This is a genomic window from Shewanella sp. (assembly GCF_047975355.1).
Classification (GTDB): Bacteria; Pseudomonadota; Gammaproteobacteria; order Enterobacterales; family Shewanellaceae; genus Shewanella.
The window spans coordinates 11,412-31,740 of sequence record NZ_JBKEDJ010000097.1 but is presented as its reverse complement, the minus strand read 5'-3'; the positions used below and the strand labels follow the sequence as shown (position 1 = coordinate 31,740).

Below are 20,329 nucleotides of genomic sequence, written 5' to 3'. Positions count from 1 at the left end.
TCCCCTCCTTTCCCCCGTAGGGCGTATGCGGTATTAGCAGTCGTTTCCAACTGTTATCCCCCTCGACTGGGCAGATCCCTAGGCATTACTCACCCGTCCGCCGCTCGCCACCTCAGGAGTAAACTCCCTTGTGCTGCCGCTCGACTTGCATGTGTTAGGCCTGCCGCCAGCGTTCAATCTGAGCCATGATCAAACTCTTCAATTAAAAGTTTTGTGAACCCGAAGGTTCGACTCAATGAATTCTGATTTGTTGTTTCAACTCGAAAGTCAAAACAAACTGTACATATTGCTATGAACACTCATTCATTGATTTAAATTTTGATTACTCGCCAAACGGCAGAGTAATTTCGATTAACTCAACACCTGTGAGTGTCCACACAGATTTGCTTGATAAATTGTTAAAGAGCGTTGACCATCGCCTTATCACAAGTGATTTCAGCGGGTCAGGGCTGCGTATTCTACGCATTCCCATTTTTGCGTCAAGTAGTTTTTGCAACTTTCTTTTCGCTCATCAATGAGTGAATCACTCGATGAACTGGCACTTGAAACTGCGTATCGCTGTCTGCCGTGTCAGTGGATGCGCATTATAGGCAGCAGAACTTTTTACGCAAGGGCTTTTTTCGGTTCTTTAAATCGTACGTCGATATTTTAAACATCATGTCTATTTTTTATCTCTTTCTGCTTTGTTATTCGATTTTAAAGCGAATTTTTATCTGAGAAATGATAATTCACGCTCAATTTTTCGGCAGCGGTCTAGTGTAAAAGTAAATAATTCATTACCATATGACTTGCTGTTAACAGTTATTTATCATTTTCTATTTCATTCAGAGAGCATTTATATGCAAAAGTCATTTCTTATTGTTTTGGTTATTGCCATTCTCGGCGCAATCGCGCTATCTCAATTTGCAACTACATTACCTGCGTACATCGCTTTTGTTGCTGGCGTTATCATTACTACTCTCGTTTTTAAATTTGTCCCAGAGACAAACCAAGCTCAAGGTGCAGATGAGCAATATGTTGGCCCGACCATGACACTCTATGTAGGCAACTTGCCTTATCGTGTTCATGAGGGTGAAGTGAAGGTTTTGTTTGGTGAGTTCGGTCCCGTTAACTCAGTACGTTTAGTGCGTGATCGTAAGACGGGTCGTCGCAAAGGGTTCGGCTTTGTGGAAATGTCCGAGGCGGGAGCTCAAAAGGCGATGGTCAAGCTGAACGATTTCAACTTCCAAGAAAGAACCTTAAAGGTTAGAGAAGCGAAGACTCAAGATTCGGAAGCTGCCGACCGTACAGGTACCGATGAGTAATCCGCGTTAATTTATCCGTTTGAGTTGATTGTGGTGATTCGCTCTAAAGTTGAAAAGCCACAATCGACTAACGTAGTCGCTAATCCCTCACTAATTTCCGCTTTAGTATAAAATGCCTGCATAAGTAAATTGCTGTGCGCGTCTTCCAAAACTTGCTCCTCACTCTTAGTCTCAGCCAACAAGGTTTTGACTCGCTTGGCGATGGCCTTTCCAGAATCGAGCAAGGTGACACCTTTGCCTAATACCTGTTGCAGTTCATCACGCAGCATGGGGAAGTGAGTACATCCAAGCACCAATACATCTAAGTCCGCTGCGACGATGGGTGATAGCACCTGTGTTAACCGCGCCATATCTAATTGCCCGGTGGCAATCTTCTGTTCGGCCATTAGCACTAATTCGGAAGATCCGAACAGCTCAACGTGGCAATCATCGGCAAATTGGCTGATGAGTTCGTAGGTATAGTGACGCTTGACCGTACCAGGAGTGGCTAGTAAACCGATACGCTTACTTTTAGATAACTGCGCCGCGGGTTTAATGGCGGGGACAACGCCCACCACAGGAATAGATAAAGTGGCACGTAGCGCGGGCAACACAACAGTACTCGCGGTATTGCAAGCTACGACAACAATCGCGGCATGGGTACGCTCGACGACTTGGTCGATAAGCGCGACACAACCCGAGACAAGTTCCTGCTCTTCCAATTCGCCATAGGGCAATCTGGCATTATCGAACAAATAGCAATAATCGTGATGTGGGAGCAATTTGCGAATTTCGGCCAATACGGATAGACCGCCGATGCCTGAATCGAATACTAATATTGGTTGCGACAAGCCCGTCTCCAGTTAATTCGTTGCCCCATTCGCGAGCGGATTCTCCCACAGCTTAACTCAAACCGCAAAACCAAGATGCTGGACATTCGTGTCACCTAGTATAAAATTTGCGCCCCAATTTACAGCCACGGTGAATCGACAATGAACTTAGCAGCAATGGATCCCACGACCTATGATGCGCAACTAACTGCAAAGCGTATCAAACTAGAGCAGGCCTTTGCCAAATTTGAGACACCGAGTGTTGAAGTGTTTGCATCAGAACCTGCCCACTATCGGATGCGCGCCGAGTTTCGCATATGGCATGAGAGCGACGATTTATACTATTACATGTTCGATAAAGTATTGAACGACAAAGTTCGTTGCGATCAATACTTACCCGCGAGCGCCTTAATCAATCAGATGATGGCGGCGCTGATCGCCGAGTTAAAACCGAACCACAGCCTACGCCACAAACTCTTCCAAGTTGATTTTTTATCAACGCTCAGCGGTGAGATTTTAGTGTCACTGCTATATCACAGACAGCTTGATGACCAATGGCGCAGCGAAGCCGCCGCACTTAAAGCCAGATTGAGCAGCCAATTTAAGGTCAATATCATTGGCCGTGCGCGCAAACAGAAAATCGATTTAGATAAAGACTTTGTGGTTGAGTCACTGCAAGTGAATGACAAAGTTTTCCATTACAAACAAATCGAAAACAGCTTTACCCAGCCAAATGCCAAGGTGGCAATCAAGATGTTGGAATGGGCTATCGACGTGACTCAAAATAGCCAAGGCGATTTACTGGAGCTTTACTGTGGTAATGGCAACTTCTCCATCGCGCTGGCACAAAACTTTAATCGCGTGCTCGCGACCGAGTTGGCTAAACCTTCAGTCGATGCTGCCCAATACAATATCGAAGTCAACAATATCAATAATCTGCAGATTATCCGTATGTCGGCGGAAGAATTTAGCGATGCGATGGCGAAAAAGCGCAGCTTTAGACGCTTAGGAGGCATAGATCTGGATAGCTATGTCTGTAACACCATTTTTGTCGACCCACCACGAGCAGGTATCGACCCTGCCACGTTGGAGTTAGTGCAAGGTTATGAGCGGATCCTGTATATCTCTTGTAATCCCGACACCTTGAAAGACAATTTGCAGCAATTAAATCAGACCCATAAAGTCACCCGTTTTGCCCTGTTCGATCAGTTCCCTTATACCGACCATATGGAAACTGGTGTACTGCTTGAGCGTCGTTAGGCGACTCTATGTACCTAAAAATAAAGGAGCCATTGGCTCCTTTATTTTTGGACTAAATCACAATCTTACTTAGCGATGCTCGACCTTATGTTGTAAGGCTTCGGCGCCCTTAGCCACCATACGTAATTGCATCACCAGTTGGTCGGCAAGCACTTTACGATCGGCGCGCTTCATATCCAGTGCCGACGCTCCGGCGTTAAACACTAAGGTCACTAACGCTTCTGCCTGTGCTCTGGCCAGCATAGGCGTGCGGCCCGCTGTCGCTTCGGTGTAATGGGCCAGTTCAGAGATAAAATGTTCAATCTCACGGGCTACTGCCGCACGGAAGGCCGCCGAGGTACCAGAGCGCTCATGCAGTAAGATTCTGAAAACGTTTGGATTAGAATCAAGTACTTCCATAAAGGTATCCACAGAAATGCGGATCACACTGCCCCCAGCTTCGGCACGTTGCCGTCCCTTTCGCATCATCTGTCTTAGGGTCAGCCCACCTTCGTCGACCATGGTCAACCCAAGCTCATTCATATCCTTAAAATGACGATAAAAGGATGTGGGCGCAATGTTGGCTTCCCTCGCCACCTCACGCAAGCTTAAGCTAGAGAAACTTCGCTCAGCACTGAGTTGATTAAACGCCGCATCGACTAATGCCCGCCGAGTTTTCTCTTTTTGCTGTGCACGAATACCCATTCTTCAATCCGCTAACTGAATGTAATGACGCGATAATACCGCTTTTGCGTCTGAAACACAGCCCCATTCACCTTGACCAAACAAGATTGCTAGGCTAAATTAGCTTACAGTTGTACGCTCAAATGCGGATATTGGAAACTATAATGAATAAACCCCCTATCATCTGGCTAAATGTCATCCTCTTTAGCCTCACCTTCCTCAGTGCAGTTATCCTCGTTCCTTGGTATGGCCTAGCCCACGGTTATGGCGCCAGCGAATGGATTGCTTTTGTGGTCTTAGCCTTTGCCAGTGGCCTGTCAATCACCGCTGGATACCACAGACTCTGGTCACATAAGGCCTATAAGGCGCATCCTGCAATACGTTTTCTCTATGCTCTTGGTGGTGCATTGGCATTACAAAACAGTGCGTTACATTGGGCATCCGATCATCGAGTGCACCATAAGCACGTCGATGACAATGATAAAGATCCCTACTCTGCCAAAATGGGATTCTGGTACAGCCATATTGGTTGGATGCTGCGCGAATACCAAGCCCAACGTTATCACGACTATCAAAACGTACGCGATTTGCAGAACGACCGTATCGTAATGTGGCAACACAAGCATTATCTCGCCCTCGTCCTGTTGATGAACATTGGTCTACCTGCCCTGCTAGGCTGGTTCACTGGCAATATCGCTGGCATGTTGCTGATGGCGGGATTACTGCGCTTAGTCGTTGTGCATCACTGCACCTTCTTCATTAACTCCCTCGCACACGTGTGGGGTAGCCAACCCTATACCGATAAAAACACCGCCCGCGATAACGGTTTCTTAGCGATGTTGACCTACGGTGAGGGTTACCATAATTTCCACCATATCTTCGAAAACGATTACCGTAACGGCATAAAATGGTGGCATTACGATCCAACTAAGTGGTTGATTAAAGCATTATCCTGGGTTGGCTTAGCCAAAGACCTACGCACCAGTCCACAGGAGCGGATTGAGAGCGCACGCCTACAGATGCAACTGCTGTATGCCAAAAATAAAGTGGTCCATCTGCCCAATGCCGATGAAGTGATTGAGAAAATCCAACAGGAATACGAGTTAATGAAGGAACATTTACTCGAATACTATCAGGCAAAAAAGGCGCTGTTAGAAGCCAAGCGTAAACAACTGGTCGATCAACAGTTGTTACTGCAAGTCGAAGAATTGAAGACACGATTCCTGACTCAGCAAAAAAGCTGGAAGAGCCTCACTGCAAGTTATAGCTAGACCACAATTCTCGGTAAAAATCATACGGCCGCCTTGCATGGTGGCCGTATCCTATTATGATGATGCCTCAATCACTTTTTACAGGATGTAGGGCTCATGTCGAATTCCGCTGTATCTTCCGCCGATAGCATTAAACTCACAGAATATAGTCATGGTGCCGGCTGCGGCTGTAAAATTTCCCCTAAAGTACTGACCACTATCCTTGCCTCACAGCTGCCTGTATTTACCGATCCTAACCTGTTGGTCGGCAATCAAAGCCGTGATGATGCAGCCGTTTATAAGCTCAATGATGAAATCGGTATTATCAGTACCACCGACTTTTTTATGCCCATAGTAGATGACCCCTTTACCTTTGGCCGTATCGCCGCCACCAATGCCATTAGCGATATCTATGCCATGGGTGGCACGCCCATGATGGCAATTGCGATATTAGGCTGGCCAGTGAACAAGCTTCCCGCCGAGATCGCGCAACAAGTAGTCGATGGTGGCCGTCAAGCCTGTATGGAAGCCGGGATAATGCTGGCCGGAGGTCACAGTATCGATGCGCCTGAGCCAATCTTTGGCCTTGCGGTCACTGGGCAAATCGCCCTTACGGATTTAAAACAAAACGATACCGCAAAAGCGGGCGATCGCTTGTATCTCACTAAACCTATCGGAATTGGCATTCTCACTACGGCACAAAAGCAGAAGAAGCTCAAAGATGAAGATAGCCAAATTGCAGTCAATGCCATGTGCCAGCTCAATAGTATAGGCGCCAAAATCGCTAAAATTAAAGGCGTAAACGCCCTCACCGATGTCACAGGTTTTGGGCTTGCGGGACACCTACTGGAAGTATGCCAAGGCGCTAAACTCACCGCTAAACTTGACCTCGATTCGGTACCACTCTTGCCGCGCGCCCTCGACTATCTAGCGCAAGGCTGTATTCCCGGTGGTACCCATCGTAACTACGACAGTTATGGCGAACACTTGCCCGCACTTACCGATCATCAAAAAGCCATTTTGTGTGATCCACAAACCAGTGGCGGCTTGTTAGTGGCGGTGTCGAGTGTGGCCGAAGCCGAACTGGTAGCACTGCTGAATGCCCATCAGATTGAGCCTATCTGTATTGGTTCGCTAGAAACGCCCACCTCCACCGCTAATGTGGTGCTGTGTTAATGACAACTAAGCTCATCCCCGCCCAGCAATATCACGATATATTTATCGCTGGGCAGCCATTAATCGACTTAAGGGCGCCAATCGAGTTTGACCGTGGCGCTTTTCCTTCCTCGGTAAATCTGCCGTTAATGGTTGATAAGGAGAGGGAAAAGGTCGGCACTTGCTACAAAGAGCAAGGGCAGCAAGCCGCGATAGCCTTGGGCCATTCCCTCGTGCATGGCGTGGTAAAACAACAGCGTATTGATGCTTGGTTAAACTTTTTATCGGCCCACCCCGAAGCTTACCTTTACTGCTTTCGTGGCGGACTACGCTCACAGTTAACTCAGCAATGGCTGCAAGAGGCAGGCGTTACCGTGCCTTATGTACAGGGCGGCTACAAAGGCATGCGCCAATATTTAATTGGTGTGATTGAGGCTGTGCCAAGTCAGCAACCTTTGCTAAGCCTGAGTGGCATGACGGGAAGCGGTAAAACCGATTTTTTAAGACTGCGTAAGGAAGCAATCGATCTCGAAGGCATTGCCAATCACAGAGGCTCGAGCTTTGGTAAAAACATCGACCCACAACCGACACAAATTAACTTTGAAAATCGACTCGCCATTGCCCTGTTGCGGCATCAATTAGGCAATCACGCCTGTTTGTTGCTCGAGGATGAAAGCTTTTTGATTGGCCGCTCGGCGCTGCCGCAAAGCTTTTATAGCGCAATGCAAACGGCCGATATTGTGGTACTCGAAGAAGATGATGACATCAGGCTCACTCGCTTACTCGATGAATACGTTCATAAAATGCACCGAGGATTTAGCGAACGTCTCGGCTTAGAGGCAGGTTTCGAAGCCTTTAGCCACTACCTATTACAGGGTCTTGGCAGCATTCGCAAACGTCTTGGCGGTAAGCAATATCAAGAGCTGCAAGACATCATGCAACAAGCACTGTCGCAGCAACTTAATCAAAACCAAACCTCACAACATTTGGCCTGGATAAGCCTGCTACTGCACAAATATTACGACCCCATGTACGAATACCAGTTGCAGAAAAAAGCCGGCAATATTCTGTTTAGGGGAAGTCACCAAGCCATGCATGAGTGGCTGGATAACTATCACCGGAATAACTACTCCTTGGATAACCACCACTCAAAAGGCTGAAAACAAGAAAACCGTGTGCTAACTGCCACGGTTTTCTTTATCTATCCCGTTAACTTAATGCTTATTGAGTAGATTTGCGACACTATCCCTGAGCGAGTGTCGAGTCGCACTTTGCCCATCCACCACATCCGTTAAGCTCACCGATACCTTGGACCAGAAGCGTTTCGGCATTGTGGTCAATGCATGGCCATCTTTATGACTAAAGTAAGAGCCCCACAGTCCATTGAGCGCCATAGGGACCACCGGCACAGGATCGCGAGCGAGGATTTTATCGATACCAGGGCGAAACTCACCAAGTTCACCATCGGGGGTTAAACGACCTTCGGGGAAGATACACACCAACTCGCCATTCGCTAACGCCTCATGAATCGATTCAAAAGCTTGATTGTAAGTTGCCTCACTCTGACGCGGCGAACAAATCGGGATTACTCCTGCATGGCGGAACAGGTATTTCAGCACAGGGATTTCACTGATAGATTTATCCATCACGAAACGAATCGGCCGGGTCGACGCCCCCATAATGATCAACGCATCCACATAGCTCACATGGTTACAGACTATGATGCCAGCGCCTTCTTTAGGGATTTTTTCTCGCCCAGTAACAGTCACCCGATACATCACATGGCTGAGTAAGTAACTGATAAATCGTTGAGTAAACTCAGGCACTTGCGAATACACATAAAGCGCAACCACAAAGTTCATCACCGCCAGTAGTAAGAACAACTGTGGAATGCTCCAGCCAGCCACCCCGAGTAGCAGCATAGACAACAACGCCGACGCCACCATAAAGAGCGAGTTCATAATGTTATTCGCGGCAATCGCTTGCGCACATTCTCCTTTAGCGGAGCGCGCTTGAATAAAGGCATACAGAGGCACAATAAACAGACCACCGCTGACACCAATCATAAAGAAGTCCAACATCACTCGATAATGCTTCGGCTCGGCAATAAAGGAGTGTAAGCCATAAACAAACTGCGCATCCGCCGGTGCTGGCGGAATCGCCCAAAGCAAGTCCACACCAAACACAGTTAAGCCGAGCACCCCAAAGGGCAGCAAACCTAGCTCCACATGGCCAAAGGAAAAACGCTCACAGACAAAGGAGCCAACCGCAATTCCGATAGAGAACATCCCCAGCAGTAGCGACACTACAGTCGCGCCAGAGTGCAGGTGCAGCTTGGCAAAGTTAGGGAATTGGGTCAGATATGTGGCACCCAAAAACCAGAACCAGCTAATGGCGAGGATGGCCATCCAAATCGAAGGCGTTTGACGCGCCTTCTTTATGGTGCGCCAAGTGCCTGATAATGGGCGAAATTGGATTTTCTGAACTGTACCCTGTGGTGGTAAAGCTGGGATCGCGCGGCTAGATAAATACCCCGCCAAGGCAAGGGCAGCGACTGTGATGGCTGACCATAGGGTGGCGTTGTTTTCTGACACCAAAATCCCGGCACTCAAGGTACCAATCAAGATAGACAAAAACGTCCCCATCTCAACCCAGGCATTGCCCGTGACTAACTCATCTTCTTTTAAGGCTTGAGGTAAGAGGGAATACTTGACCGGGCCAAAATAGGCCGACTGACTACCGGTTAAAAACAGCAGTAATAACATCATCATGTAATTTTCGCTCACGATGGCCGCGGCGGCGCTGAACATAATGATGACTTCGAGCAATTTTAAGCGACGGATAAGTTTGGCCTTATCCATATTGTCGGCCACCACGCCAGCATGGGCCGAAAACAGGAAAAACGGTAGGATAAAGACCCCTGCCGCCAAATTGACAAACATGTCGACACTAATAGGTAAATCGTTGACTTGGCTGAAGGTAACCAGCAGCAACAACACATTTTTATAGATATTGTCGTTAAGTGCCCCAAGGCATTGGGTAGCAAAATACGGTAAAAAACGTTTTGTTAGCAGCATGACTCTTCCCTCTGATAACCCATTCCCTGTAAATACCCTGTCACATGACTCTCTAACAAAGCGGGTAAAGATGCCGTATCGGCAAACAATTTATTATCCAGTGATAAGGCGGTGAGGCCGTGGATTCCGCCCCAGAGCACTCGGCTCATTTGAAGTTGCTGCGCAGCAGCTTTATGGGGGAACAACAGGGCTAACTCACGCTCAATTAAACTGAATAAACCCGCGATAAGCTGGCCTTGAGATTCGGGCAAAGGTTCTGAGTCGAGTAGCTGCAGTTCAAATACCAACTTAAAACATTGGCGCTGTGCATGGGCAAACTCAGCGTATTTTTGCGCCATGCTAATGATTTGATTGCGACTATTCTCTGCATTGACCTCGGAGAGCTGACGCATCAACGCCTGCAACGTTGCCTCAGAAACGGCTAACAGAAGGTAGTTATAGCTACCAAAGATATTGATTAAGGTACTCGGCACATAGCCAATCTGGCTAGCAATCTTACGTAAACTCAGTTCTTGTGTCCCTTGCTGTTGCAGCAATGCCATTGCCGCTTCTATTGCCATAGCACGAATCTCATCATGACTATGTTCTTTGCGTCTCGCCATAGGTCTCACTCCCTGTTGAATGCAGTGAGATTAACAGTCTCAAAAATAAAAAACAACGTTCAAAATAAGTTTATTTTGCGTACAGCCTTAAATAAAAGGCATAAAAATGAGGGAAGAAAGGCTAACTTGAGGTAATCGCTCGATGGAACTCAATAGGAATTTAACTTTTAGCGCATAAAAAACGGCGCCCTCAATCGAGGGCGCCATTTCGACATTGAACTTTTACCTAGCAGCAGTGATAACTCATCACGACTCTATCGGCCCCAGCGCTAAAATAGTCCGTTTCGAAGTCGGTATCGACAAATCCTAAACGCTGGTATAAACCATGGGCAGGATTATGGGGATCGACGGTTAAATCCACCCGCTGCACCTGAAGTGGTAGCTGGGTTAAACATTGCTGGATTAATTGTTTACCAATACCTTGGCCGCGGGCTTGCTCACTCACTGCCACGGATAGAATCCACATACAGGCAGGGTCGCTACTTTGAGCGCAGAGCAAATAGCCTAAAAGCTCCCCGCCATCATCTACGGCAACCAGAAACTGCTCAGGCCAACAATCAAACCCTTGGCGGAAGAAAAAATCGGGATAACAATGATCGCCAAAGATAGCCTGCTCAAGTTGAAAAACATCGGCTAACTCTGACTTTAATACTGGACGGATAGACTGCATGTAAAACTATTCACCAATTAAAATTTTATCCCACTCTAAATTGGGCGCACCAACAACAATAAAGTTAGGATTTTCAAGCGTTTCACGCTCGTTATAGGTTAAAGGCTGCAGCTCGGTATCCATGAGCTGGCCACCCGCTTCCTCAATAATAATCTGCGCGGCGCCGGTATCCCACTCACCTGTCGGCCCAACTCGCACATAGCAATCGGCGCGTCCTTCGGCAACTAGACAACTCTTCAGGGCCGCGCCCCCCATGACCACCAGCTCACAGTGCTTAGGCTGATTAAACAGGGTCAACACGGATTGGGGATCCTGACGACGACTCACAGCTAACCTCAGGGAAACTTGCTCACGGTGCTGAATTTGCCGACTACTGATGCGCACTTCCTGCTTATCGGTGCGTTTATAGGCACCTAAGCCCGCAATGGCGTAGTAGCAAACCTGTGTCATTGGCACATAGACCACACCCATCACAGGGCGGTTGTGTTCCACCAGCGCAATGATTACCGAAAAGTCACCACTACCGGCAATAAACTCCCCCGTGCCATCGAGAGGGTCGACTAACCAATAACGTTTCCAGCCTTCACGCACGCTTAGGGGAATATCGGCAGCCTCTTCGGACAGGATAGGAATATCGGACGTCAATGCGGCTAAGCGCTCACAGATCAGCTTATTTGCCGCTAAGTCCGCCGAGGTGACAGGGGTATTATCAGACTTGGTTTCTCGTTCAAAATTACCCTTGAGGTAAATCTCACGAATAGTGCGACCCGCATCCGTTGCTATCGCAATCACCTCGTCGATTAACTCTTCTGGCTTCATAACCACTCCAATCGCAAACTTCGCGAATGATTTACAAGCACTCAGTTGCTGAACGCTTTAACGAAAAAGATTATTTAAGTTGTAGGTGTTTCTGCGCTAAAAACAATGCGCTCACACTACGAGATTCGGAAAAATCGCTATTATCGAGTAACGCTTCCCACTCGGCCAACGCCCAAGGCACCACATCTATGGGTTCTGGCTCATCGCCTTCGAGGCGACTTTCATATAAATCTTCTGCTATGAAAATTTGCATCTTGCTAGAGAAATAACCCGGCGCAAGGCTAAGTTCTTTCAACAATGTCAGCTTACGCGCCCCAAAACCGATTTCTTCCTGCAATTCTCGATTGGCCGCTTCGATAGCTTGCTCACCTGGGTCGATTAATCCCTTAGGAAAACCTAGCTCGTAATTGTCGGTGCCAGCGGCATATTCACGGGCTAACAGCATGTTACCTTGATGAATGGGCACCACCATCACAGCGCCACGACTACCACCTTTCATCCGCTCATACTGGCGCTCGACACCGTTGGAGAATTTAAGATGGACCTGTTCGATTTGAAACAAGCGGCTCTTAGCGACAACTTCGGTATGTAAGATTTCCGGCTTATGGTGCCGCTGCGACATAACTGCCCCTGGATAAAAATAGCAACAAACTAACTAGGATAAGTGACAATCTTACTATCCTGTCTTTAATCTACAACCTGAATTTAGTGCGGCTATTCCAAAGACCACCATCCAAGCCATGGGATTTAAATCACGTACTCAGCCACGACAAAGGAGAAGCGGTTAAAACTTTCCGCTTTTTATCGCGAAAATTCACCAACAAAAAAGGGGCCAAGCCCCTTTTAATGTCGACATAAACTAAAATTGATAACGCAGATTGAGTTGATAGCTCAATAGGTCATTCGGTTCAATATCAATGTATTGATATCCTAAGCCTACAGACCAAGCATCACTAAATTGGTAACTGAAACGCACTCCCGCATACCAATCGGTGCCATCTAAGTCGGTCTTGATCGTGGTATTCCCCATGGTACTGCTGATATCGGCTTGCCAATGGAACAAGCCAACGGGCACCTCAAAGCACCAACCTTGATGCTGCAGCAAGGTAAATCTCAAGCCCAACGTAACTCCATCGGCAAGGACTGGAGTGACGGCTTTCACCAACTCATGGTATTGCTCCGGCGTTAGCGTTGCGCCCTTAATTCTCGCACTTCCTTCACCGAAATCGGCATAGCCCAGTTCTAACGCTACGGTCGGCGTCCATTGATAACCCAGACTCACCCCAAAAGCAGTATCCGAGTCATCGACGTTGAGGAGCTGTCCCTCTCCCACTTGGGTGTTCAACTCAGGCAGTGTTTTATCGGCCTGAGCTTGGCCAATAAAACCCTCAACATACCAGTCTGTTGCCTGCGCCTGTTGCGTCACACTGAGCAATAACAGGCAGCCTAATGCCAATCGCTGTAACTCACGGCGACGCAACATCGCGCATACCAAAATAAATGCCAACGCCCATAAGGTCATACTACCTCCTCCTGACTTATTATCGATAATGACCTCTTGATAGGCTTTCACTGTGATAAGCACTTGCCCCGTCGCTTCACCACCTTGGCCGTCGCTAATCCTATAGGTCACGGTATCCACACCATCGAATCCTGCTTTAGGGATATAGCGCAGTTTATTCGCCTCGATAGTCACAGTGCCTTGTTGAGCCGTCGCACTAAGCAGGGTCAACGTATTACCATCCACATCAGTGTCATTACTCAGCACATCGATAAGCAGGCTGGTGCGATCATCAGTATCGGCGCTGTCATCGACAGTCACAGGTGCAGTGTTGCCATTCACCACTATCGTCAGCTCACTACTTGCCGTACCACCTTTGCCATCGGTAATGCTATACACCAACACATCAGTGCCGATAAAGTCTGCCGCCGGCGTGTAACTGATCCGTTGATCAGCTAACACTGTGACAGTGCCAAACTCACTAATCACTTGAGTGACGCTCAAACTATCCCCGTCGCTATCCGTATCGTTGGCAAGCACGTTCACATCGATACTCTGGTTCCAAGCAATTGCTGCCGAGTCGGGATTAGCGACAGGCAAGTGGTTACCATTGAGCATCACAGCAACACCACTTGGGTCAACAATAGTACGGTTAGCCACACCATCATCATCGTTAGGGCCGCCATCTTCGATGGTCAACTGCACACACCAATGGCCTTCAGTTAATCCCGGCGTCCAACGACTATCCCCAGGTGGCGGGCAGAAACCACGTTCACCCTCGGTACTGGCAACAATGTTGTTTGCATCAATCACAAAGTCTCGCCAGCCCGCTTGAGCATTGAACTTGCGGTAGACGGCATTCGCAGGAACGGGTGAGCGTTGTGGCAATACTAAGCTATAGCTTTGGCCCTGTTGTGGTAGGCCCGTCGCGATAAAGTCGAAAATACCACCCACATTTGCGGCTAAAGTATCTTCAGCCACGACTTCAGGCTGTAGCTGCATACCGCTCTGTCCACGTCTTAGGGCAATATTCCCCAAACGTAAACAGACGCCCGCCTGCCCTTCGGCCAAGAAGTAGACTGGCTGCAATTCACCTTCAGGCATAACATTACAGTCGTTATTTGCATCCAAATAATCTGGGATGCCATCACGATCGCTGTCGCTATAGCCTTCTTGATCATCGGGAATTAAATCGCCATCCGTATCGGCACTCGTCAATGCAGCTAAACTTGGGCGCACTACGATGTACACTGTTTCGGTACTCGACAGCACAGGCGAACCATCATCGGTCACCGTTAGGCTCACAGGATAAATCCCCGGTGACACCGCGGCTGGAGAGAATGTCATGCCTGTCGCATCCGCTTGCAAACTTAACGCACCGCTTGCCCACGTCAGCGTCAATGTATCTTGCTCATTGGCGTCCGAGGCAGTAGCACGGATATGCACATCACCGCCATTTTGCGCGACTATCACCTGCTGTTGGCCAGCTTGAGTCACCGCTAAACTGGCCTGTGGTGCAATATTGGCTTCGGTAATCACCACTTGAGTCTGCTGTTTACTACCAAGATTCAAGCTTGGATCTAGGCTGATAAGCACCTCTTCATCCCCTTCGCTCACACCATCATTCAGGGTCGTAAAATGGATTTCCGCCATTTGTCCCGAGGTTATCTCGACAACACCATCAACCAAATCATGGTCGCTGCTATCGGCTGAACCGGATACTGTAAATGGAATACTCAGCGGATAACTCGGTGCCTCACCATTGAGATGAACACTCACAGTCACTTGGTTACCTTCAGCAACTACTTGATCTTTGCTCAGTGAAATCAATGGATTGACTTTGACTTTCTGTGCTTTAATCGCCTTATTGCCCTCGCTGTCTACTGCCTGCCAATAGGCTAAGTAGTTGCCAGGGGCGAAGAACAAGCTCTTATTCACCAGCGACACAGGCAATGGATGGCCATTACGGTCAACCGCCTTGGCAAAACCGAGTTTCACCCGCGTAAACAGGCCAGTCGCCTTCACCTCAACATCATCAGGTAGAGTGATCACGGGTTGATTCGCTGAGTCAGCGCCTTCAATCAGCACATTCACTTTGGCGGTTGCTCGGCCTTTGTTGCCATCGCTAATGGTATAACGCAGTGCAACAGGCCCCACATAAGCCTCGGGCGCGGTAAAACTAAGGCCATCAGCAGTGATTTGCACACTGCCAATATCCGCAGCGGCACCATCAATGGTTAAGGTGTCACCATCGACATCCACATCGTTTGCCAACACCGCCAGCGAATAGGTGTCATTGGGGGTACTGGTTAAGGTATAGCTGTCATCGACCGCTTGAGGATCATCGTTCACTGGCGTAACCGTAATGGTGACTGTCGCAGGCTCTGAGCTTAACTCTGCATCTTTAGCGATAAAGCTAATAGAATCAGTACCATTAAAATCCTTCTCAGGCGTATAGAGCCAGACACTACCATGTTGCTCTAAGGTACCAGAGGCAGGTTGCGTGGTGATCTCATAGGTCAGTGGATCATTATCGACATCCTCAGCGGCAAGCGTGATCATCAGCGAACTGTCTTCCTCTAGCGTCACTGTCTGATTGGTCGCAACTGGTGCATCGTTAACGTTTGCCACCACAATCGTAAAGCTTTGGTCTGCAGTTAAGCCATCCACGTCCGTGGCGCGTAACACTACCGAATGACTGCCGACGTTAGCATTAGTTGGCGTACCACTCAGCACGCCTGTCGCCGCATTAAAGTTCAGCCAGCTTGGTAAGGTCACGGCACTTAAGGTGAGACTGTCTCCCACGTCGCTGTCTGTTGCGACCAAGGTGTAGCTATAGGCCGCATCCTGGGTCGCACTCGTTAACGCCGTCGAGCTGATGGTCGGTGCATCGTTGACGTTCGCCACCACAATCGTAAAGCTCTGGTCAATCGTCAGACCATCTCCGTCCGTGGCGCGTAACACTACTGCATGACTGCCGACGTTAGCATTAGTCGGGGTACCACTCAGCACGCCCGTCGCCGCATTGAAGCTCAGCCAGCTTGGTAAGGTCACCGCGCTTAAGGTGAGACTGTCACCCACGTCGCTGTCCGTCGCCACCAAGGTATAGCTATAGGCCGCATCTTGAGTGGCACTCGTTAACGCCGTCGAGCTGATGGTCGGCGCATCATTGACGTTAATCACATTCAAATTAAAGGGAGGCAGGCTCGCAGAAAGTGAACCATCTGAAACACTGATCACAATACCACTGATCACACCCACATCTTGATTAGAAGGCCTGCCAGATAACGTCCCCGTTGCTTTATCAAAGGTCAGCCACGAAATAGCCTGATTGATGCTAAACGCCAGATTATCTCCTAGCGAGTCAGTCGCTGTAGGCGCGAAGTGATATAGCGCCCCCTGGTTGACAGTTAACGTTGGTGTTCCACTGATTACAGGCGCACCATTGGGTTTCACCGTATTACTAGCCGCAGAAACACTGCTAGTACCTGCCGAGTTTGTCGCTGCAACAGTAAATGAATAGGAAGTACCGTTGGTTAATCCAGTGATTGTGATGGGTGAAGAAGCACCCGATGCAGTAACACCACCTGGGGTAGACACTAAGGTATATCCCGTAATTGCTGTACCACCAGTAAATCCTGGAGCGGTAAAACTCACCGAGGCTTGAGCATCGCCCGCTGTCGCAGTACCAATGACTGGCGCCCCAGGAACAACAGCATTCACTGTAAAGGAACGACTAACTTGGGTAGCAGGTAAATAACTGATGCTACCAGACTGATCTGCATTGATAGTACAAGTACCCACAGTCACGAATGTCACAGCACCAAGGCTTGTGATCGTACACACACCAGTTGTGGATGAAGTAAAGATCGGTGACAAACCTGAATCAGAAGTAGCACTAAATGTTGGTGTCGTACCAAAATTTTGCGCACCGGGGTTATTGAACGTGATGGTCTGGGTCGCTTTGGGGGTTATCGAGTTGGATGCTGCTGACGCAGGGCCAGTTCCTGCAGAGTTATTCGCAGTGACAGTAAAAGTATAAGCCTGCCCGTTAGTCAAACCCGACACTACTATCGGTGAACCTGAACCATTAACTGGTGCAACATCCGCAGGGCTGACTGTTACTGTATAACCTGTAATACTCGTGCCACCAGTATTGACCGGAGCGGTAAAGGCCACACTTGCCTGAGCATTCCCTGCCGTCGCCGTTACACTTGTAGGAACATTAGGCAATGCAGGATTAACTGTAAAAGTTTGGGAAACTTGAGTTGCAGGCAAGTAGGATGAATTACCCACTTGGTCAGCGTTAATGGTACAAGAACCTGCCGTAACGAACGTCAGGGTTCCGCCTGTTGTGATAGTACAAACCCCTGTAGTTGATGAGGTAAAGGTCGTTGTTAACCCTGAGTCGGATGTCGCGACTAAAGTTGGCGAGGAACCAAAACTCTGTGCACCAGGATTCGTAAAAGTAATTGTCTGAGGTGACACTGGAGTAACAGAATTGGACGCTGCGGAAGCAGAACCTGTCCCGACAGAGTTGGTAGCCGTAACGATAAATGTATAGGACACTCCATTTGTCAAACCAGTAACAGCAATTGGCGAGCTGTTTCCTGAGCCAATAAAACCACCGGGATTAGAGGTAACTGTATAACCCGTAACCGCTGCACCACCATTACTTACAGGAGCGGTAAAGCTAACCGATGCTTGAGTATTCCCTGCGGTTGCAGTACCGATTGTTGGTGCCGTCGGTGTTACCGCATTAACAGCAAACGAACGCGTAACCGTCATGGCGGCATTAGTCGCAGCGTTACCGGATTGATCGGCATCTATAGTACAAGTACCCGCAGTGACAAAGGTAAGCGCGCCACCGGAAGTTATAGTACAAACGCTTGAGGTTGACGACGAGAAACTTACTGTCAGTCCAGAATTAGAAGTCGCCGTCAGCGTTGGTGTAGCACCAAAGTTATAATTGGCAGGTTGCGCAAAAGTAATGGCCTGATCCGCTTTCGGAGTTACTGCATTTGAGCTCCCTGATGCCAAGCCAGTTCCAATAGCATTGGTCGCAGTTACAGTGAAGGTATAGGCAGTACCGTTAGTTAATGATCCAACTGTAATGGTACAGGCTGCAGGACCAGCACAGTTTCCAGTCGCCCCTCCAGGGTTAGCTGTTGCGGTATAAGTGGTAATAGCCGAACCACCATTACTGCCAGGAGCTGTGAAGGTCACGTTTGCTTGACCATCCCCCGCTGTTGCTGTACCTATCGTTGGTGCACTTGGTGCAGTAGGAATTGCGACCATGTGGGTTGTACCGCTGCTATAGGCGGCAGGACCTGAATTACCAGCGGCATCTGAAATGTTTGTTGAACCGTTCAGATTGAGCTTGATCGAGCCATTCCCACTGATACCACTGACCATCACTGTCACACTGGAACCTGTACTAGCAGACACACTGGCAATTGTGCCCGTTGCACTGCCAGTTGCTACTAAGCTGAAATCATCGGTGGAAATATTGCTCACCGACTCACTGAAGTTCACCGTGAAATCCACACTGGTATCAGTTGATACTGCTCCACCACTGGGGGCGATACTAGTCACCGAAGGTGTCACCGCGTCAATCACTATCGCTGTATTCGCACCTAAGGAGTTTGCTGCACCTGGCGAGGCAAGAGTTAAAGTCGCATTATTGGTGGCCGCATCACGAATAGTGCCACCATTTAACGACAGTGAATTGGTGGCGACATAATCCAAATCGTTTGAGCTATCACCGGACTGAATGGTGTAGCTGAACGTAAGTGTGCTTGAACCGCTACCGCTCGCATAATTAATCGTGCGATCTGTTGTGCCTGTTTCAAGGGTTAATTGCGGCGTACCAGTGACATTCACCACTTCACTAAAGTTAACTTGAATACTGATGTTATCGCCCACTTTATAAGTGCCATTGGCTGTACTGGCAGTCACAGAAGATATAGTGGGCGCTATGCCATCAATAACAATATTCTTATTTGCGCCCAAAGAATTGGCAGTCCCAGGGCTTGGCAAGGTTAGAATGGCATTGTTGCTGGCTGCATCGCGGATAGTGCCACTGTTTAGCGCTAAAGAATTGGTCGCCACATAATCCAAATCGGCTGAGGTATCACCAGATTGAACCGTGTAGTTGAACGTCAAGCTACTGGAATTACTGCCGCTGGTGTAGTCAATAGTGCGATCAGTAGTGCCAGTTTCAAGTGTGAGTTGAGGTGTGCCAGTGACCAACACAGTTTCATCAAAATTCACCTGAACACTAATAACATCGCCTACTTTGTAGGTACCGTTTGTGGTACTGGCGGAAATAGAACTTACCGTCGGAGCAAGAGTATCGGTAGAAAAAGCGCCCACAGGATTAAAGCCAATGCCGCTGCTGGTACCAGTGAGCGAGCTGCTATTGGTTTGACTGTCATTTACGGTAGTACCACTGGTTTCATTTAACTTCCAATAACCCAATAAACCAGTTTCATTTCCCACCAACTCCATACTACGATTGTTTTGAATTTGCGTTTGGGTGCGTGCACTACTCCATAAACGTATGTCATCAATGCTACCTACAAAATCATCGACAGATGGATGGTTTTGCATACCAAACAGCAGGTTAGTCACCGAAAATCCAGCATAATCAGGGACAACATTGATAGCCCCTTGATCAAGAACATTGATACCCTGTGCTACTCCATCGACATAAAAATCCCAAGTCCCGTTATCAAATACTACTGCAATGTGATACCAGGTCCCCGCACTTAAGGACAGTGCATTACTTTCCGTCAAGCAACCAAAATCACAGGCCAAATCGACAGTCAGTTTGCCTGCGTTCAATATGAGGCCACCGGCATCAGTACCGCCAGTGAAATCAACTAAATTAATGCTCCCACTGACGTTAGTAAATTTGGCCCAGAACTCCAGTGTAAATGTGGTGCGATTTGATAGCGCAGAAGCCGCACCTGTCAGAGTAACTGTATCACCAGTCGTAAAGTCATAGGAGGTTTGCGCATTAACTCCGAGGGACGTCATTGTCAGCACAACGCCTAGCGCAAACACTCTAATCCGGCTGCGCGTGAACGTTTTAATAATATTCCACCATGAGCTAGGTGCTTTAAAAACATGCTGAAACATGACTTCACCCCAAAAGAGATTTTTAAAATAAAGCGCGCAAACTTTGCGCACCTTGTAGTTCAATTAATGCTTTGTC

At 48.3% G+C, this 20,329-nt stretch carries 13 protein-coding genes and 1 rRNA gene; 5 read left to right on the top strand and 9 right to left on the bottom strand.

Annotated elements, in window-relative coordinates:
- Window positions 1-205: ribosomal RNA gene (locus tag ACK5NH_RS20145) — 16S ribosomal RNA — on the bottom strand; the annotation flags it as partial.
- A 634-nt stretch (window positions 206-839) separates the two neighbouring features.
- Between ACK5NH_RS20145 and ACK5NH_RS20140 the strand changes: the two genes are divergently transcribed.
- Entirely contained in the window at window positions 840-1,304 is a 465-nt protein-coding gene (locus ACK5NH_RS20140) for an RNA-binding protein (protein ID WP_011715450.1), read from the top strand.
- Window positions 1,305-1,315: 11 nt separating this feature from the next.
- On the opposite strand, the gene murI is transcribed toward ACK5NH_RS20140, so the two are convergent.
- The gene (gene murI, locus ACK5NH_RS20135) at window positions 1,316-2,134 is read right to left on the bottom strand and encodes a glutamate racemase (RefSeq protein ID WP_416922954.1); all 819 of its coding nucleotides are present in this window, start codon (window positions 2,132-2,134) and stop codon (window positions 1,316-1,318) included.
- Between the two features lie 141 nt (window positions 2,135-2,275).
- Here murI and trmA point away from each other — a divergent pair, with 141 nt between their 5' ends.
- Window positions 2,276-3,373 carry a tRNA (uridine(54)-C5)-methyltransferase TrmA gene (gene trmA, locus ACK5NH_RS20130; RefSeq protein WP_416922952.1) on the top strand — a complete coding sequence of 366 codons (1,098 nt, stop codon included), beginning with the start codon at window positions 2,276-2,278 and terminating at the stop codon, window positions 3,371-3,373.
- Window positions 3,374-3,442: 69 nt separating this feature from the next.
- Here trmA and fabR read toward each other — a convergent pair whose 3' ends face one another.
- Window positions 3,443-4,057 (bottom strand): HTH-type transcriptional repressor FabR, encoded by a 615-nt coding sequence (gene fabR, locus ACK5NH_RS20125; RefSeq protein WP_011070594.1) that lies wholly within the window; start codon window positions 4,055-4,057, stop codon window positions 3,443-3,445.
- A 143-nt stretch (window positions 4,058-4,200) separates the two neighbouring features.
- On the opposite strand from fabR, the gene ACK5NH_RS20120 reads away from it, so the two are divergent.
- The 3 genes from ACK5NH_RS20120 to mnmH all read left to right on the top strand — a co-directional run bounded on the left by ACK5NH_RS20120 (window position 4,201) and on the right by mnmH (window position 7,601).
- Complete coding sequence (locus ACK5NH_RS20120; protein ID WP_416922950.1) at window positions 4,201-5,307, top strand: acyl-CoA desaturase; 1,107 nt, start codon at window positions 4,201-4,203, stop codon at window positions 5,305-5,307.
- 96 nt (window positions 5,308-5,403) lie between these two features.
- Complete coding sequence (gene selD / locus ACK5NH_RS20115) at window positions 5,404-6,462, top strand: selenide, water dikinase SelD (RefSeq protein ID WP_416922948.1); 1,059 nt, start codon at window positions 5,404-5,406, stop codon at window positions 6,460-6,462.
- Window positions 6,462-7,601, top strand: coding sequence for a tRNA 2-selenouridine(34) synthase MnmH (gene mnmH / locus ACK5NH_RS20110; RefSeq protein ID WP_416922946.1), 1,140 nt, complete (start codon window positions 6,462-6,464; stop codon window positions 7,599-7,601). Before selD ends, mnmH begins: the two co-directional genes overlap by 1 nt.
- A 54-nt stretch (window positions 7,602-7,655) precedes the next feature.
- Here the strand turns inward: mnmH and ACK5NH_RS20105 are convergent, their stop codons facing one another.
- The 6 genes from ACK5NH_RS20105 to ACK5NH_RS20080 all read right to left on the bottom strand — a co-directional run bounded on the left by ACK5NH_RS20105 (window position 7,656) and on the right by ACK5NH_RS20080 (window position 20,253).
- Window positions 7,656-9,518: an MFS transporter gene (locus ACK5NH_RS20105; RefSeq protein WP_416922944.1), complete on the bottom strand. Its 1,863-nt coding sequence runs from the start codon at window positions 9,516-9,518 to the stop codon at window positions 7,656-7,658.
- Complete coding sequence (locus ACK5NH_RS20100) at window positions 9,509-10,120, bottom strand: TetR/AcrR family transcriptional regulator (RefSeq protein WP_416922942.1); 612 nt, start codon at window positions 10,118-10,120, stop codon at window positions 9,509-9,511. Before ACK5NH_RS20100 ends, ACK5NH_RS20105 begins: the two co-directional genes overlap by 10 nt.
- 226 nt (window positions 10,121-10,346) lie before the next feature.
- Window positions 10,347-10,790 (bottom strand): GNAT family N-acetyltransferase, encoded by a 444-nt coding sequence (locus ACK5NH_RS20095; RefSeq protein WP_416922940.1) that lies wholly within the window; start codon window positions 10,788-10,790, stop codon window positions 10,347-10,349.
- A gap of 6 nt (window positions 10,791-10,796) precedes the next feature.
- Window positions 10,797-11,609 carry a 3'(2'),5'-bisphosphate nucleotidase CysQ gene (gene cysQ, locus ACK5NH_RS20090; protein WP_416922938.1) on the bottom strand — a complete coding sequence of 271 codons (813 nt, stop codon included), beginning with the start codon at window positions 11,607-11,609 and terminating at the stop codon, window positions 10,797-10,799.
- A gap of 70 nt (window positions 11,610-11,679) precedes the next feature.
- Entirely contained in the window at window positions 11,680-12,231 is a 552-nt protein-coding gene (nudE, locus tag ACK5NH_RS20085; protein ID WP_011621002.1) for an ADP compounds hydrolase NudE, read from the bottom strand.
- A 237-nt stretch (window positions 12,232-12,468) separates the two neighbouring features.
- Window positions 12,469-20,253: an Ig-like domain-containing protein gene (locus tag ACK5NH_RS20080; protein WP_416922936.1), complete on the bottom strand. Its 7,785-nt coding sequence runs from the start codon at window positions 20,251-20,253 to the stop codon at window positions 12,469-12,471.
- Between the last annotated feature and the right edge of the window lie 76 nt (window positions 20,254-20,329).

Coding starts and splice junctions, on each gene's coding strand:
- selD (WP_416922948.1), top strand. CDS start 5,404: ATGTCGAATTCCGCTGTATCTTCCGCCGATAGCATTAAACTCACAGAA.
- ACK5NH_RS20080 (WP_416922936.1), bottom strand. CDS start 20,253: ATGTTTCAGCATGTTTTTAAAGCACCTAGCTCATGGTGGAATATTATT.
- nudE (WP_011621002.1), bottom strand. CDS start 12,231: ATGTCGCAGCGGCACCATAAGCCGGAAATCTTACATACCGAAGTTGTC.
- ACK5NH_RS20120 (WP_416922950.1), top strand. CDS start 4,201: ATGAATAAACCCCCTATCATCTGGCTAAATGTCATCCTCTTTAGCCTC.
- ACK5NH_RS20105 (WP_416922944.1), bottom strand. CDS start 9,518: ATGCTGCTAACAAAACGTTTTTTACCGTATTTTGCTACCCAATGCCTT.
- ACK5NH_RS20100 (WP_416922942.1), bottom strand. CDS start 10,120: ATGGCGAGACGCAAAGAACATAGTCATGATGAGATTCGTGCTATGGCA.
- cysQ (WP_416922938.1), bottom strand. CDS start 11,609: ATGAAGCCAGAAGAGTTAATCGACGAGGTGATTGCGATAGCAACGGAT.
- fabR (WP_011070594.1), bottom strand. CDS start 4,057: ATGGGTATTCGTGCACAGCAAAAAGAGAAAACTCGGCGGGCATTAGTC.
- mnmH (WP_416922946.1), top strand. CDS start 6,462: ATGACAACTAAGCTCATCCCCGCCCAGCAATATCACGATATATTTATC.
- trmA (WP_416922952.1), top strand. CDS start 2,276: ATGAACTTAGCAGCAATGGATCCCACGACCTATGATGCGCAACTAACT.
- ACK5NH_RS20095 (WP_416922940.1), bottom strand. CDS start 10,790: ATGCAGTCTATCCGTCCAGTATTAAAGTCAGAGTTAGCCGATGTTTTT.
- ACK5NH_RS20140 (WP_011715450.1), top strand. CDS start 840: ATGCAAAAGTCATTTCTTATTGTTTTGGTTATTGCCATTCTCGGCGCA.